The organism is Streptomyces sp. NPDC006624 (genome assembly GCF_040611555.1).
In the GTDB taxonomy this organism is placed as follows: domain Bacteria; phylum Actinomycetota; class Actinomycetes; order Streptomycetales; family Streptomycetaceae; genus Streptomyces.
Map to the genome: position 1 here is coordinate 1 of NZ_JBEXOM010000094.1, position 1,121 is coordinate 1,121.

Sequence of the window (1,121 nt, forward strand, 5' to 3'; positions counted from 1 at the left end):
ATTGTTCATGCATTGAAGAATCCGAAGTTTCCACTCATGAGCGTTCCATGAAGCCGTCCATGTTCAAGATCCTGATTCCGGCGCTGACCCTGCCGCTGCCGGCGTTCGCCGCCGATCTGGAACTCAACATCGAAGTGCCGCGCATCAATGCGGCCGAATACCACCGCCCCTACGTCGCGGCCTGGATCGAGAAGGCCGACAACTCCGTGGCGAGCAACCTGCTCGTTTGGTACGACGTGGACATGAAGAACGGCGAAGGCACCAAGTGGCTCAAGGACATGCGCCAGTGGTGGCGGCGCAGCGGCCGCACCTTGACCATGCCGGTCGACGGCGTCAGCGGCGCGACCCGCCCGGTCGGCCAGCACGCGGTGAGCTTCAAGGGCGCGTCCAAGCAGCTCGCCGGCCTGGCGCCGGGCAGCTACACCCTGGTGGTGGAAGCCGCGCGCGAAGTCGGCGGCCGCGAGATGCTGACGATCCCGTTCGAATGGCCGGCCAAGGCGCAGAAGCTGTCGGCGCAAGGCAAGACCGAGCTGGGCAAGGTCGGCTTGGCGGTGAAACCGTAACGCGCCGGGAATCGGCGATGGAACAGCGGCGATCGCGAACACGATCGTTCTCCATCCGATTCCTCCCGCAGCGCTCGCTTCGACAATGCTCCCTTCCCTATTCCCCATTCCCGGACCCAACACCATGAAACTCAAACTGATCTCCGCCGCGGCGCTGGCCGCGCTCGCCCTGGCCGGCACCGCCCACGCCCACAAGGCCTGGTTGCAGCCCTCGCAGACGGTGTTCTCGGAGAAGGGCTCGTGGATGACGGTCGATGCGGCCGTGTCCAACGACCTGTTCTACTTCAACCACGTGCCGCTGCCGCTGGAGCGGTTGCAGGTGACCGCGCCTGACGGCAGCGCGGTGCAGGCGCAGAACGGTTCGACCGGCAAGCTGCGCAGCGTGTTCGACCTGCAACTGCAGCAGGAAGGCACCTACAAGATCGCGATGAACAACGAAGGCATGTTCGCCAGCTACAAGCTCGGCGGCGAAGCCAAGCGCTGGCGCGGCAAGGCCGGCGAGTTCAAGACCGCGATCCCGGCCGGCGCGACCGAGGTCGAAGCCTCCGAGAGCCTGGG

At 65.5% G+C, this 1,121-nt stretch carries 2 protein-coding genes; both read left to right on the top strand.

Annotated features, from left to right (window positions below):
- A partial coding sequence (locus tag ABZY20_RS37395; protein WP_356448014.1) for a DUF2271 domain-containing protein occupies positions 1-563 on the top strand: 563 nt, incomplete at its 5' end.
- Between the two features lie 124 nt (positions 564-687).
- On the top strand, positions 688-1,121 hold a 434-nt coding region (locus tag ABZY20_RS37400; protein WP_356448016.1), incomplete at its 3' end, for a DUF4198 domain-containing protein.